The sequence below is a fragment of the Curtobacterium sp. AC273 genome (assembly GCF_979253735.1).
This window is the reverse complement of sequence record NZ_CEEDDU010000009.1, coordinates 216687-228341: the sequence shown is the minus strand read 5'-3', so window position 1 is coordinate 228341 and position 11655 is coordinate 216687. Positions and strand designations below refer to the sequence as shown.

General features: G+C 71.5%; 15 protein-coding genes and 1 pseudogene. 6 read left to right on the top strand and 10 right to left on the bottom strand.

Annotated elements, in window-relative coordinates:
* Window positions 1-33: 33 nt before the first annotated feature.
* From ACZ8AI_RS16210 to ACZ8AI_RS16190, 5 genes are all read right to left on the bottom strand, one after another.
* On the bottom strand, window positions 34-591 hold the full coding sequence (locus tag ACZ8AI_RS16210; RefSeq protein ID WP_071291601.1) for a MarR family winged helix-turn-helix transcriptional regulator: 558 nt from the start codon (window positions 589-591) through the stop codon (window positions 34-36).
* Window positions 592-638: 47 nt separating this feature from the next.
* On the bottom strand, window positions 639-821 hold the full coding sequence (locus ACZ8AI_RS16205) for a hypothetical protein (protein WP_071291602.1): 183 nt from the start codon (window positions 819-821) through the stop codon (window positions 639-641).
* A 155-nt stretch (window positions 822-976) separates the two neighbouring features.
* Window positions 977-1198 (bottom strand): glycoside hydrolase family 6 protein, encoded by a 222-nt coding sequence (locus tag ACZ8AI_RS16200; protein ID WP_464859013.1) that lies wholly within the window; start codon window positions 1196-1198, stop codon window positions 977-979.
* 14 nt (window positions 1199-1212) lie between these two features.
* The gene (locus ACZ8AI_RS16195; RefSeq protein ID WP_464859012.1) at window positions 1213-1950 is read right to left on the bottom strand and encodes a glycoside hydrolase family 6 protein; all 738 of its coding nucleotides are present in this window, start codon (window positions 1948-1950) and stop codon (window positions 1213-1215) included.
* Between the two features lie 176 nt (window positions 1951-2126).
* Window positions 2127-2450, bottom strand: a complete 324-nt coding sequence (locus ACZ8AI_RS16190) for a PIN domain-containing protein (RefSeq protein ID WP_464859011.1) — start codon at window positions 2448-2450, stop codon at window positions 2127-2129.
* 585 nt (window positions 2451-3035) lie between these two features.
* On the opposite strand from ACZ8AI_RS16190, the gene ACZ8AI_RS16185 reads away from it, so the two are divergent.
* Both ACZ8AI_RS16185 and ACZ8AI_RS16180 read left to right on the top strand, forming a co-directional pair.
* Entirely contained in the window at window positions 3036-3476 is a 441-nt protein-coding gene (locus tag ACZ8AI_RS16185) for an Hsp20/alpha crystallin family protein (RefSeq protein ID WP_464859010.1), read from the top strand.
* Between the two features lie 11 nt (window positions 3477-3487).
* On the top strand, window positions 3488-3856 hold the full coding sequence (locus ACZ8AI_RS16180; protein WP_464859009.1) for a hypothetical protein: 369 nt from the start codon (window positions 3488-3490) through the stop codon (window positions 3854-3856).
* Here ACZ8AI_RS16180 and ACZ8AI_RS16175 read toward each other — a convergent pair.
* Both ACZ8AI_RS16175 and ACZ8AI_RS16170 read right to left on the bottom strand, forming a co-directional pair.
* The gene (locus ACZ8AI_RS16175) at window positions 3843-4724 is read right to left on the bottom strand and encodes a manganese catalase (RefSeq protein ID WP_464859008.1); all 882 of its coding nucleotides are present in this window, start codon (window positions 4722-4724) and stop codon (window positions 3843-3845) included. The genes ACZ8AI_RS16180 and ACZ8AI_RS16175 overlap by 14 nt on opposite strands.
* A gap of 54 nt (window positions 4725-4778) precedes the next feature.
* Window positions 4779-5588: an SDR family oxidoreductase gene (locus ACZ8AI_RS16170; protein WP_464859007.1), complete on the bottom strand. Its 810-nt coding sequence runs from the start codon at window positions 5586-5588 to the stop codon at window positions 4779-4781.
* 167 nt (window positions 5589-5755) lie between these two features.
* On the opposite strand from ACZ8AI_RS16170, the gene ACZ8AI_RS16165 reads away from it, so the two are divergent.
* The 3 genes from ACZ8AI_RS16165 (at window position 5756) to ACZ8AI_RS16155 (ending at window position 9256) form a co-directional block, all read left to right on the top strand.
* Window positions 5756-7129 carry an SDR family NAD(P)-dependent oxidoreductase gene (locus tag ACZ8AI_RS16165; RefSeq protein ID WP_464859006.1) on the top strand — a complete coding sequence of 458 codons (1374 nt, stop codon included), beginning with the start codon at window positions 5756-5758 and terminating at the stop codon, window positions 7127-7129.
* A 229-nt stretch (window positions 7130-7358) separates the two neighbouring features.
* Window positions 7359-8585, top strand: coding sequence for a sensor histidine kinase (locus tag ACZ8AI_RS16160; protein WP_175477465.1), 1227 nt, complete (start codon window positions 7359-7361; stop codon window positions 8583-8585).
* Window positions 8582-9256, top strand: coding sequence for a response regulator (locus ACZ8AI_RS16155; RefSeq protein WP_464859005.1), 675 nt, complete (start codon window positions 8582-8584; stop codon window positions 9254-9256). The genes ACZ8AI_RS16160 and ACZ8AI_RS16155 overlap by 4 nt, the downstream gene beginning before the upstream one ends.
* Before the next feature lie 11 nt (window positions 9257-9267).
* Here the strand turns inward: ACZ8AI_RS16155 and ACZ8AI_RS16150 are convergent, their stop codons facing one another.
* Complete coding sequence (locus ACZ8AI_RS16150) at window positions 9268-9963, bottom strand: TetR/AcrR family transcriptional regulator (protein WP_464859238.1); 696 nt, start codon at window positions 9961-9963, stop codon at window positions 9268-9270.
* Window positions 9964-10085: 122 nt separating this feature from the next.
* On the opposite strand from ACZ8AI_RS16150, the gene ACZ8AI_RS16145 reads away from it, so the two are divergent.
* The gene (locus tag ACZ8AI_RS16145; RefSeq protein WP_464859004.1) at window positions 10086-10928 is read left to right on the top strand and encodes an SDR family oxidoreductase; all 843 of its coding nucleotides are present in this window, start codon (window positions 10086-10088) and stop codon (window positions 10926-10928) included.
* Here the strand turns inward: ACZ8AI_RS16145 and ACZ8AI_RS16140 are convergent.
* The gene (locus tag ACZ8AI_RS16140) at window positions 10921-11247 is read right to left on the bottom strand and encodes a triose-phosphate isomerase (RefSeq protein WP_464859003.1); all 327 of its coding nucleotides are present in this window, start codon (window positions 11245-11247) and stop codon (window positions 10921-10923) included. The two genes, ACZ8AI_RS16145 and ACZ8AI_RS16140, sit on opposite strands and share 8 nt — an antisense overlap.
* A gap of 94 nt (window positions 11248-11341) precedes the next feature.
* A pseudogene (locus ACZ8AI_RS16135) lies at window positions 11342-11653 on the bottom strand (triose-phosphate isomerase); the annotation flags it as partial.
* Window positions 11654-11655: the final 2 nt, after the last annotated feature.

Genomic DNA, 11655 nt, shown 5'->3' with positions numbered 1-11655 from the left:
CCCACGGGACGCCCGGCTCGGCGACCGTCCGGTTCAGGAGTCGTTGGGCTCCGCGTCGCCGTCCGGGTCGACCACGTACTCGTCGACCGGGGCAGGGGCGCCGCCGACGAGGGCCTCGGTGATCTGCGCCAGGCAGCGGGCGAGGACGTCGTTCTCCTCGGTGGACAGGTGGTCCATGACCTCGACGACGGCTTCGTGGAAGGGCGCGTACGAGGCGTCGATCTTGTGCGCTGCCTGGACGGTGGGCTCGAGGACCTGCGCTCGGCGGTCGGTGGGGTGCGGGACACGGCGCAGGTACCCCTTGTCGGCCAGCCCGTCGACGATCTTCGTCACGGAGGCGTTCGACACGTTGAGCATGACCGCGAGGTCCTTCGGGCCCATCGCCCGGCCGTCTCGGTGGGCCTGGAGCATGTACCGGACGGCGAGGAACTCGTTCTTCGTCAGGCCGCTCTCGGACCGGGCCTGTTCGAGCTGCTGCTCCTCGGCGTGCTGCAGCCGGAGGAGAGCATCGACGGCGACCTTCGCGGCACGCGACCGGGGCTCCCGGGCGTAGAGGTGCATGTGCTCACGGCGGACGACGGTCAACGGCATGTGTCGGGGGTTCTCTCTGCCTGGTGGAGGTGCTGCGCGGCGCGGTCTTACGCAGCCGGCACGTTGAAGAAGTCCGCGTAGGACGGCTCGGAACGACCCGACAGGAGCGACGGGTCCTGGATGCGTCGTTCGATGTAGGCGTCGATGACGGCGGGGTCGGTCAGGCCGACGCGGGTGTGGGTCCCGCCGAGCCGTGCCTGGCGCGGCATCCCGGTGTACGTGCTGTGCATTGCGATCCCGCCTTCCTGCGTCGTGCTGTCCCCTGCGGACGATCAGAACTATTTCACGACGTGAACGATCAGTGCAACGAACCTTTTCGGTTCTGTACGGTTCGCGCATCGAACAGTTCCGTGTGCATGAACTACCGGGCTCGTCGTCATCGGCGTCAGCGGTTCCGGAGGAGCGAGGCGGCCGCGGCGGGGAACCACTGCCCGGCCGCCGGTCCGCCGTTGCACGTGCCGTCGCTCTCGCCGGGCAGCTTCACCCAGAGCAGCGCGTCGAGGCCGGTCGAGTCGTCCACCACCGTGGGGTCCTGCCCGAGCCCAGCGGTCAGGGAGTTGCACCAGACGCCCGTCGCTCCCCGGCCGTTCCGTGAAACGTCGATCACGAAGTGCCCACCGATCAGGCGCCGCAGCTGCTCGCCGTATGACCGCTCCCCGCCGTCGCGTACGAGTTTGAGACGTTCAGCGCGAAGCCCCGCGCCTCGGCGACCCCGGCGTCGCGCAACAGCGTCGCCATCGTGGCCGGCGGGATCCAACCCTCGTGCCCGGCGTCGATGTAGACCGCGACGCCGGCAGCCGCGAGCCCGTGCACCGCGGTGCGGATGAGCCGGGTCCGCTGCGTCGCGTCGGCACCCGGGCAGGACGACAGCTGGGCGAGGGCGTCCGGCTCCACGATGACGGCGGCACGTTGTCCGCGGAGCGTCTCGGCCAACACGCGGTTCCACGTGCCGTACGCGCCCGGTGTCAGCCCCCCGGCGGAGAAGCTCCCGCAGTCGCGCCCGGGGATGGCGTAGGTGACGAACACCGGGGTGCGGCCCTGAGCCGACGCGGCGGTGAGGTGGCGCTGCACGGTGGTCCGCAGGGCGGCGGGCGACAGTCGGTCACCGAGCCAGACGCTCGACGGTCGGGCGGCGATCGTCCGGGCGACCGCCGCGTCCGAAGTCCGGCCGGCCGCGGCGAGCGCCGTCGCCTGCCGGGACGCGGTCGTGTCGGCGGGGCGGTACAGCCCGCCGGCGAACACCTCGGAGCCGCGGGCGCTGGCGGACGGCACCGGCCCCACGGCGGTCACGGCGACGGTGGCCAGCAGCACGGCGATCGGCAGTGCGAGGGTGGAGAGGCGGGTGCGGAGGTGCGACATGGCGGCCTCGGTTCCTGGTCCGTGGGCGAGCGTGGTGAGTGCTACCCGTCGAGGGTCCCTCCTGCTCCCCGGAGCCCGTCACCGTTTCCCAGCCACGACGGAGGTTCGCAGGTGTCGCCCGGCGGCTCCGGAAAGGAAAACTCGGCCCCAGAGGGGCCGAGCGGTATCCACGAAGACTACCAGTGCGGTGGGCGCCGGATGTGCTCGATCTGTTCGGGGAGTTGCGCGCCACGGATGTCAGCGTCAGTCAGCCGGTACCACCAGTGGCTGCCGACACCGTCGGAACCGTCCCCGTTCAGCTTCCCGGCTGGGTATCCAGGCGTCGGGTTCACGAGACCCACGGGCACGATCGTCCGTACGTGGCGCACCGGGAACTCCAGGTCGCTGTCGTTGCTGACGATGATCGCGCCGTCGACCTCACCGGTCAGGACGTCGATGAGCAGGTGTGACGCGACGTTGACGTCCGATCCCTTCTCCTCGCGCCGCGCCACCGAAGCCATGAAGGACGCTCCGGGGACATCCGACCCGGTGTCGTCCCGGACCTGGAGGGCCAGCTCGCGGTGGTCAGACGGGGTCGACCCCGGCGGTCGGGCGTCGCCAGCGGTGCAGTGGCAACCCGAGCGACGTCGTTGCCCAGCGCGATCTCGTCAACCGTCCCGTGACGCCGCAACGCTCGGAGGTACGTGTCCTGGTCCCGCTGACCAGCTGGGTTGTCTGCGCCGCTGACGCGGGCTGTGCAGTAGACGACGCGGGTGATCTCGGCGCCCTGCCAAGCGCCTCCGGGCTCGCCCAGCAAGGCGGTGGCGAGTGCCCGCAGGTCGAGCCACCGCCAGCCCGGGGTCGAGCGTCCGCAGATGCCCCGAGCCCCGTAGTAGAGGTTGAAGCCGTCGATGTAGACCCCGATTCTCATGCCGAGCACCGTACCGACGACCGCGACGGAGACCGGATCACCTGTGGAGAACCCCCGCCCCGTCGGTTCCGAGCGTCTTCTGAGCGTTCTCTTGGCACTCCCAAGGGTCGAGTGCTAAAACATGTGCCAGTTGAGTCGAGGGGACTCAACAGCAGACACGAAGGAGTTGATTCCGATGACGATGAACTTCGACCCGTTCCGCGAGCTCGACCGTCTCGCTGGTTCCCTCCTCGGGGCCACCGGGCCGCGCTCGATGCCGATGGACCTGTACCGCACCGGAGACCACTACGTCCTCGACGTCGACCTGCCGGGCATCGACCCGGGCTCGGTCGACATCGACGTGGACGGCTCGCTCCTGACCATCCGTGCCGAGCGCACCCTCGGTGCTCCGGAGGGCTCGCAGTGGCTCACCAGGGAGCGGCAGCCGGGCACGTACGTCCGCCAGCTCACGCTGGGCGACGGACTCGACGCCGAGCGGATCACGGCCGGCTACGACAACGGGGTGCTCAGCGTCACCATCCCGGTCAAGGAGTCCGCGAAGCCGCGCAAGATCGCGGTCACCGTGGGCGGCGGTCGCGAGCAGCTCGCCGTCGGGGCGGGCAGCGCCGGCGAGTAGGAGCGACGTCGGTGCTCGAGCTCCTCAACGCACTCGCCGCGGTCCTCGCCGTGACGGTGGCCCTCACCCTGACGAGCCTGGACCGACCGGTCGCCATGCTGCTCGGCCTGACGGGCAGCTTGACCGGCAGCTTCCTCGGCGTGGGTGTCGGCGCCCGCGGCGTGGGACCACTCCGTCGTCCTGCCGTGGGGCGCGAGCGTCGTCGGCACGGTGGCAGTCGTGGCCGGTTGGGCCGCGGTGCGCGCCTACTCGGGGTTGTTCACCGCTCCGGACGGCTCCGCGGACGACGCGGCCAGGAGGCACTGACCCGGACACCGCGACGGCGGGCGGACGGACGGAGGTCCGACCGCCCGCCGTCGTTCGTCGTCACTCCTTGTTGAGCTTGTCCTGCACCGCGCCGGCCGTCTTCTCGACGATGTTCGGCAGCTCGGTCGTGCCGTAGAAGCGCGAGTCCGGGTGGGTGGGCGGCGGCATCGGCACCGACGAGGTGGGGCCGTCGTGGTACGAGTACTCGCCCTTGCCGTCGAACGAGGGGCCGCTCGCCCAGGGCCCGTTTCCGGCCTCGGCGCCGTCGGAGAAGTTCAGGTACTGGTAGCTGAACTCGGTGTGCTCCTTCGACTGCGGGAACTTGTTCGGCACCGGGAAGTCCTCGATGCCCTTCTCGCGCAGCTCGGCAGCGGCGGACGCCCACATGTTCTGGTGCATGGTGTCCCGGGCGATGAGGAAGCCGAGCAGGTCCCGGACGCCCTTGTCGTCGGTCATGTGGTACAGCCGAGCAGCCTGCACGCGGCCCTGCATCTCGGCGTTCTCGTTGGCCGTGAAGTCGGCGAGCAGGTTGCCGCTCGCGGTGATGTACGAGCCCTGCCACGGGTTGCCGTTGCTGTCGACGGGACGCGCACCGGCGCCGGCGACGATGGCGTGCTGGACGTCGGTCCCACCGACGATCGCCGCGACCGTGGGGTCGTCCTGCAGGGCGTCCTCGGTGATCCCGAGGGGGCTCTTCTCGAGCAGCTGCGCGATCATCGTCGCGAGCATCTCGACGTGCCCCATCTCCTCGGCACCGATGCCGAAGACCAGGTCGCGGTACTTGCCGGGCATGTGCATGTTCCACGCCTGGAACTGGTACTGCAAGGCGACCGAGATCTCGCCGTACTGGCCGCCGAGCACCTCCTGCAGCTTGCGGGCGTAGACGGCGTCCGGCTTCTCGGGCGTCGCCTTGAACTGGAGTTCTTGCTTGTGGAAGTACAAATCGTGCTCCTTCGTTCGTTCGGTCTTCGGGTCAGAGGATCGGGGTGCCGCCGGTCACGGCGACACGAGCACCCGAGACGTAGCTGCCGTCGTCGCTGGCGAGCAGGACGTAGACCGGCGCGAGCTCGGCGGGCTGGCCGGGTCGGCCGAGGGCGACTGCTTGCCGAACTCCTCGACCTGTTCCGCCGGCATCGTCGACGGGATGAGCGGCGTCCAGATCGGCCCCGGTGCCACGCTGTTCACGCGGATGCCACGCTCGCCGAGCATCTGTGCGAGCGCTGCCGACAGGTTCGCAACGCCGGCCTTCGTGACGTCGTACGGCGCCAGGGTCGGCTTCGGGTTGTCCGAGTTCACCGAACTCGAGCCGATGATCGACGAGCCCGGGCCGAGGTGCCGCAGCGCCGCCTTGACGAGGTGGAAGTACGCGCTGAGGTTCGTCGCGAGGGTGTGGTCCCACTCCTCGTCGCTGATCTCCTCGAGCGTCTCGTGCGTCATCTGGAACGCCGCGTTGTTGACCAGGACGTCGATGCCGCCGAGTTCGGAGACCGCCTGGTCGATCACGGACCGGCAGTACGCGGGGTCGCTGAGGTCCCCGGGGAACAGGACTGCCTTCCGGCCGGCTTCCTCGACCCACCGCTTCGTGTCCTGGGCGTCCGCTTCCTCGTCGGGCAGGTAGCTGATGAGGACGTCGGCACCCTCGCGGGCGAAGGCGATCGCGACGGCCTTGCCGATGCCGCTGTCGCCGCCGGTGATGACGGCCCGCTTGCCGGTCAGCTTGCCGGAACCCCGGTAGGACTCCTCGCCGTGGTCGGCCTTCGGCGTCAGTTCCTGGTCGCTCCCCGGTGGCTGCTGCTGGTCCGTCATGTCGCTCCCTTCGTGGCGGTTCTCGACGTGCAGGGGCGATGGTCGGCGCGCGGCTCTGAGTGCCCGTCCGGACTGGACGAATGACGCGGTCACCGTGGCCGGATCGCGCGGTGCACCGATCGCGACCGCGGCGGACGCGCGCACCACGACCGGCATAGCGTGGGCGCGTGGACCTCGAACTCAAGAACCGTGTCGCGCTCGTCGTCGGAGGGAAGGGGTACATCGGCGCAGCCGTCGCCGATCGGCTCCGTGCCGAGGGGGCGACCGTCGTCGTCGCCTCCCGCAGCGCGGACGCCGCCGACGGCGTCGCCATGGACACCGCGGACCAGGCATCGGTCGACGCCGGTGTCGCCCGGGTGCTCGAGCAGCACGGCCGCATCGACGTGCTCGTCGTGACCGCCGCACCGAGTGCCGGCACGCTCGACCCCGCGCGGAAGTCCGACCCGGCGCAGGTGCTGTCGGCGATCGACGGCAAGGCGCTCGGGTTCCTCCGCGTCGCGAACGCCGTCCTGCCGGCACAGCGCGAGGCCGGCCACGGCCGGGTCGTCGTGGTCAGCGGGCAGAACGCCTACCTGTCCGGCAACATCACCGCGTCGCTGCGGAACACGGCGGTGAGCGTCATCGCGAAGAACCTCGCCGACGAGCTCGCCGGCTCCGGCGTCACGGTGAACGTCGTCAACCTCGGGGACGGTCACGGACACCCCCGCCGCCGAGGTCCAGCGTGGTGCGGGCGGCGAGTCCAGCCCGCAGCAGATCGCGGACCTGGTCGCGTTCCTCGCCTCGCCGCTGTCCGCGGTGTCCGGCGAGTCGATCTCGATCGCGCACCGGGTGCTCGGCCAACTCACGATCTGACGGCTTCGGCCTTCCGGGCGACCACGTTCGGTCGTGCGGGTGATGTACCGAACGCTGATGTACCACATTCTTTTGGTATGCAGCGTTCACGACTCCACATCCTCGCCACGACCATCGCCTGTGCGGCCACCCTGACCATCGCCGGATGCGCCACCGCGGCGATCCCCGGTGGCACCGCGGCCCCACGCACGACCGCGGTCTCCTCGGACACGTCGAGTGGTGACAGCGGTGAGGTCGCCGGGGTCGCGGTGACCGGCGCGGACGGGTACGCCGAGCGGAGCCTCCCCATCGACGAGATCGCCGACACACCCGCCGTCGCCAACCTCGTACCTGAGCTCCGCAGCGCGGTCACACACGCCACGGAAGCCGCGCGTGCCGACGGGGTGACCGTCCTGATCAACTCCGGCTGGCGGAGCGCGCGGTACCAGCAGGCGCTCCTCGACCAGGGCATCGAGGAGCACGGATCGCTCCAGGCAGCACGCCGTTGGGTGAACACGGCGGAACGGTCCACGCACGTGACGGGGAACGCAGTCGACGTCGGAGCGTGGGACGCCGCGGCCTGGATGCAGGAGCACGGACCGGAGTTCGGGCTCTGCCAGACCTACGCGAACGAGTCGTGGCACTACGAGTTGTCGACCGAACCCGGTGGCGAGTGCCCCGCGATGCTCGATGACAGCTCCGAGGGATGACCGACACGCAGCGTCGGCTTTCACCCGGTGGGATGAACCCCTTCCACCCCCTGGTCCGATGTGCCGACCCCCGCGTTTCCCGATGCTGGTGTCATGGAGACCTCGACCAAGCACACGATCGCCACCCTGTTGCTCTGCGCCGCGATCGTCGTCGTCACGGCCGTCGCCCTCGTCGCGATGTCGCCGATGCCGTGACCGCCGTTCCGCGCCCTCGTGCGATGATCGAGCCGTGACGGACCGGCGCACGTTCATCCGGCCGCTCGCCACCCGATCGATCGTCGTCGACGTGGCCTGGGCGGCGCTCGCTGCGCTCGTCTTCCTGCTGCCCATCGACCTCGAGCTGCAGCACGCGAGCCTCCTCGCGGTCCTCGCGGCGGCCGTCGCGATCGCGCTGCGGCGGGTCTCGCCGACCGCGGCGATGGCGATGATCGTCGTGCTCGGGGTCGTGCAGGTCGGTGGCGGGGAACGCCCGTCGCTCGTGGACCTGGCGATGTTCGTGGTGATCGGCACGACGGCCGTCGTCGGGAGCCGCGGCGAGGTCGTGGCGTCCGGCGTCCTGGCGTTCGTCGCCGGCGTGAGCGCGACGGTGTACCTCGCGTCGACCGGCTTCCGCTTCCTGCTCCTCATCAACGGGCCGCGCGACCAGGCGTTCCTCGCGATGGCCGCACCCGTCACGGCGCTCCTCGGCGTCTGGGCCGGCGGGATCGCCCTGCGGGCCTTCCGGTCCCGCGACCGTGAGTCCGAACGACGGGCCGATGCCGAAGCCGCAGCGTTCCGCGCCGAGGCCGTCGCGACCGAGGCCGCCGCCACCGCCACCCGTGCGATCGACGAAGCCGAGTCGGAGCGCATCCGGGCGGACATCGCGCGGGACGTGCACGACGTCGTCGGGCACTCCCTCGCCGTGATCATCGCGCAGGCCGACTCGGTGCCGTTCCTCGACGACGAGGCCCGCATCCGCGAGGTCAGCGCCACCATCGCCAGCACCGCCCGGAGCTCCCTCGTCGAGGTCCGACAGGTCCTCGGGCACATCGACGGCTCCGGCACGGACACCGACCCGGGGTCGCTCGACGAGATCGTGCAGGGCATCCGCGAGGCCGGGGTCGACGTCGACCACAGCCGTCGCGGAGCGCTCGTGACGCTCGGCCCGGACAGCGGGACCGCCGCACGCCGTGTGTTGCAGGAGATGCTCACGAACGCGCTCCGGCACGGCGCCCCGGGACACCCGGTGGTCGTCCGCGAGACCTGGCGGAGCGCCGACCTCGTGCTCGAGGTCGAGAACCAGGTCGTCGATTCGGCCGCCGCGGTGCCGAGTACGCGCGGCTCCGGCCGGGGACTCACCGGGATGCAGTCCCGGCTCACCACGCTCGGCGGGTCGTTCGATGCCGCCGTCCTGGACGCCGTGTTCGCCGCGCGCGCCCGCATCCCGTTCGACGTCCATGGGGGGACCATCCGATGACCGATCCGATCCGCATCCTGCTGACCGACGACCAGGCGCTCTTCCGCGCCGGCTTGCGCGTCGTGCTCGACGCGCAGGACGACATGGTCGTCGTGGGCGAGGCGTCCGACGGGGCCGAGGCGCTCGCGCGCATCCCGGAGCTCCGACCGGACGTGATGCTGCTCGACATGCGCATGGCCGGCATGGACGGCGTCGAGACCGTCCGCCAGCTCTTCTCCGGTGCCGTGGACGGTCCGCTCCCGCGCGTGGTCGTCCTCACCACCTTCGGGCTCGACCCTGCCGCGGCCACGGCGATCCGCCTCGGGGCGAGCGGGTTCCTGCTGAAGGACACGACGCCGCCGTTCCTGTTCGCGGCCGTCCGGGCCGTGCACGAGGGCAGCTCGGTGATCGCGCCGAACGACCTGTCACAGCTGTTCGGCGCGGACGTCGAGCGGGCTCCCTCGCCGCAGCCGTCGGAGTTCCAGGCGCTGACCGACCGGGAGCGCATCGTGTTCGGCTGGGCGTCGCGCGGGCTGTCGAACGCCGAGATCGCGGCCAAGGAGTTCGTCACCGAGTCCACGGTGAAGACGCAGATCTCGAGCATCCTCGGCAAGCTCGCCCTGCGCGACCGGGTGCAGCTCGTCGTGTACGCGCACGACCACGGGCTGGCCGGGGCGCGCGGCGAGGCCTGACCCGCCGGACCTCAGCCCGCGGCCGCCGACGAACCTGCGGCCACCCGGTCGAGCCACTCGCCGAGCATCGCGCGCTCGGCGACGGACAGCGCGTCGAGGTCCGACACCGCGGCACGGAGGGTGATGGCCGCACTCGTGATCGCGTCCCCCGCTCCGGCCGGGGCGGACCCGGGTACCAGGATCCGTCCGAGCACCGCCTGGAACGCCTCGTCCGCCAGCCCGGGATCGCGGTCCTCCGGCGCAGTCGCCAGGATCGCCAGCACCGCGCCGGTCCCGGCGGCGTGCACGAGGTCGACCGCGCGGCGCTCCGGAACCGCGAGCCGACCGGCCTCGGCGACCCGCCGCACCCGTTCGGCCAGCAGTGCCGTGCCGGCTCGCACGGCGACCGAGCGACGTCCGCGTTCGGGATCGGCGAGCAGGACGAACAGGTCCGGGTTCGCCAGACCGAAGGCGATCGTCGTCTCCCACCCGGTGCGGAAGTCCTCGACGGGGTCGGTGTGCTCGATGCGTGCCGCCCGGACGGCCTCGGCTTTCTGGGCGGAGAAGGTCGTCATCGCGTGCTCGGCGACGGCCTCGAGCAGCCCGTCCTTGTCGCCGAAGAGCCGGTAGATGGTGGGCGCCTGGACCCCGGCACCGTCAGCGACCGCACGTGTGGTGACGGCAGCGGCGCCCTGCTCGCGGAGCATCGTGCCCGCGACCTCGACGATCCGCGTTCGGGTCCTCGTCGCGCTGCGTGCCCTGCTCGATCACGGAACAACGATAACAACTCCGCGCTATCGCTGTGTTACCGTCGTAAACACAATAGCGTTACCAACGATACGGAGTCAGCATGATCGTCATCACCGGAGCCACGGGAGCACTCGGCGGCCTCACCACCGACCACCTCCTCGAGCACCTCGCCCCGCACGAGCTCGCCGTCGTCGCCCGCGACCCCGGGAAGGCCGAGCGGTTCGCCGCCCGCGGGGTGGAGGTCCGCCACGGCGACTACGCCGAACCGGCCACGCTCCCTGCGGCGTTCGCCGGCGCCGACCAGCTCCTCCTCGTGTCGTCGAGCGACCCGAGCGCCGACGCGGTCGCCCTGCACCGCGCGGCCGTCGACGCCGCCGTGAGCGCCGGCGTCGGACGCGTCCTGTACACGAGCCACCAGGGCGCGGCCCACGGCTCCCCGTTCGGACCGGCCGACGACCATGCCGCGACGGAGGACCTGCTCCGCGACTCCGGACTGCCGTGGACAAGCCTGCGGAACGGCTTCTACGCGCACAGCAGCGCGTGGCTGATGGGGCCGTGGCAGCAGACCGGTCTCGTGTCCGTGCCCGCCGACGGACCCGTGTCGTGGACCGCTCGAGAGGACGTCGCCGAGGCAGCGGCGCGGATCCTGCTCGCCGACCGCACGTTCGACGGACCGGTCACGCTCACCGCGTCCGCCGCGCCGACCTTCGCCGACCTGGCCCAGTACGCGTCCGCGGCCAGCGGTCGGCCGGTCGGCTTCGAGGTCCTCGGCGAGGACGAATGGCTGGACCGCGCCGTCGCCGGTGGTCAGGACCGGCACATGGCCGCGTTCCTGCTCGGGATGTACCGGGCAGCGGCGCAGGGCCTGTTCGCCGGGACCGACCCGCTGCTCGCAGAGCTCCTCGGTCGCGAACCGCGCCCGGTGCAGGACCAGATCAGCTGAGGCCGACGACCTCGTCGAGGATCGACTCGACGGCAGCCGGGTCGTGCGCGAACCGGCCGAGGAACAGCCCGCCGATCCGCCCCTGGCCACGCGTGAGCAGTCCCGGACCGGCACTGCCCCCGTAGACGACCCGCGAACCGGCCAGCTCGGGTCGCGTCGTGAGGTGCGCCGACACCCCGGCCAGCACCTCGACGACGTGGTCGTCGGGGGCCGGGGCCGGGGCGCCGATCGCCCACACCGGCTCGTACGCGACGGTGAGCGGTCCGGCCTGCCCGGCGGCGACCGCCACCGAGACGGCACGGTCGAGCTGCGCCGTCACGTCCGCGATCGCCTCCGACCTGGAGGCGCGGGTCGCCTTCGCCGACGCAGACCAGCGGACGCAGGTGGTTGCGGTACGCCGCGTGCACCTTGCGCGCGACGTCCTCGTCCGTCTCGTGGAACAGGGAGCGCCGCTCGGCGTGGCCGATCTCGACCAGGTCGACCCCGATCTCGCGGAGCTCGGCGCCGGACACCTCGCCCGTGTACGCCCCCTCGTCGGCCCACGCCAGGTCCTGCGCGCCGAGCAGCACCGGGGCGTCGCCGAGGACCTGCCGGACGGGCACGAGCGCGGGGAACGTCGGGATGACGAAGAGCTCGGCCGCACCGGAGCGCACCGCGGGGTGTCGCCGGGCGATGTCCCCGACGGCCGCCGCCCACGACAGGGTGCGGGCGTGCGAGAAGTACATCT